Origin of the sequence: Halanaerobium saccharolyticum (genome assembly GCF_003053565.1) — a bacterium.
GTDB classification, from domain to species: Bacteria; Bacillota; Halanaerobiia; order Halanaerobiales; family Halanaerobiaceae; genus Halanaerobium; species Halanaerobium saccharolyticum_B.
Genome location: NZ_QAXS01000082.1, coordinates 1 through 1717 on the forward strand (window position 1 = coordinate 1; position 1717 = coordinate 1717).

Consider the following 1717-nt stretch of genomic DNA (forward strand, 5'->3'; position numbering starts at 1 on the left):
AACCTGAATTATTCATAGCAATCACGAAATAAATTATCAGCCCTGATATATCAACTTCTATCAAAATATTGTTTTCACCCGGTGGGTGAAAGATTTTTTTGAAATTTTTCCTCTAAAAACATAGAAAAAGGAGCCCCTTTCCTTTATAATAATAGTAACCAAACAAAATTAAAAGGAGGGACTCCATATGGTTACTATAACTGAAAAAAAGGTAAATTTCAAGTCAAATATAAGAATAAATTTTAATGGTGGTGATTTAACTTCCGATTCTGGTCTGCTAATTTTTAAGGAATTTGATAATCAGATCGGCTTCAGTCAAGAAATAAAAAACGTTTTAGAATTTGATGATGATGTTAATCATAGATTACATGAAAATGTGGATGTTGTACTGCAGCGTATTTATCAGAATACTGCTGGCTATCACGCTGATGATGACGCAGACGATCTTAGATCTGATTCTCTATTTCAGACTATACTGGAAAAGGAAATTCTTGCTTCACAGCCCACTATTTCAAGATTAAACAGCTGTGTTAATAAAGAAAATATGAAGCAGCTACAGCAGGTTAATTTCAGCCTGCTCGATAAAATATATGAATATGAGGTTCCCAAAGAAATAATCTTTGATCTTGACTCAACAAACTGTGAAACATATGGAAAGCAATACGGTTCTGACTATAATCATCACTATAAAGCAAATGGATACCATCCACTGTTAATGTTTGATGGAGTTACCGGCGATCTGATTAAAGCTGAACTAAGATCAGGTAATGTATATACATCAAGAGGAGCTGTAAGATTTATAGGTCCAGTATTTAAAAAATACAGCAAAAAGTTTAAAGAAATTCCTCTTTTATTAAGAGCTGACAGTGGTTTTGCCACACCGGGCATTTATCGGATGGCTGAAGAACATAATATCTCCTATGCCATACGCTTAAAAGCCAATGCAAGACTTTATAATTTAGCAGAATCTCTTTTAGAAAAGTTAAATCAAGGCTCTGAAATATCTGAAAAACAGGTCATTTACGGTGAATTTAACTATCAGGCCGGCAGCTGGGATAAAAGCCGGAGAGTTATAGTTAAAATTGAAAAACCGGCAGGACAGTTAGTCTACAACCATACATTTATTGTTACAGATATAAAAGACCGTACACCTGAAGAAATAGTTAAGTTTTACTGTCAGCGGGGCACCATGGAAAACTTTATCAAAGAAGGAAAAAGAGGTTTTGCCTTTGGTAAAATGAGCAGCAGTGAATATCTGGCAAACGCTAATAAATTACAGCAGATGATGCTGGCCTATAACTTAAATAACTGGCTGAGACGACTCTGTTTCCCAGAGCATAACAGATCAGATAGAATAGAAACTATCAGAACAAAATTAATTAAAATAGCAGCCAGAATAGTAAAAACAGGCAGATATATTTATTACAAACTGGCAGAAGGCTGTCCCAACAAAGATTTGTTTTTTAAAGTACTGGAGAATATACAGAGTTTAGAATTTGGTTGACACAGAACTCTAAAATAATTGTAAAGTTTTAAAAACATAAGGGAAGATTAAGGGATATTTATACCCAATTTTAATAGTAATTTTTACCATAATAATAAAAAATAGATTTTTTTAAAAATTTAACTCAAAAATCTCTTTTAAAATTTTAAATCAGATAATTTTAGAGTTAAATAAAAGAAAAAAATATTTCGTGGTTGCTATGAATAATTCAGG

At 32.3% G+C, this 1717-nt stretch carries 1 protein-coding gene; it reads left to right on the forward strand.

Annotated features, from left to right (window positions below; translation table 11 throughout):
• Window positions 1-187: 187 nt before the first annotated feature.
• Window positions 188-1504, forward strand: a complete 1317-nt coding sequence (locus tag C8C76_RS14940; protein ID WP_108143042.1) for an IS1380 family transposase — start codon at window positions 188-190, stop codon at window positions 1502-1504.
• Window positions 1505-1717: the final 213 nt, after the last annotated feature.

Coding starts and splice junctions, on each gene's coding strand:
- C8C76_RS14940 (WP_108143042.1), top strand. CDS start 188: ATGGTTACTATAACTGAAAAAAAGGTAAATTTCAAGTCAAATATAAGA.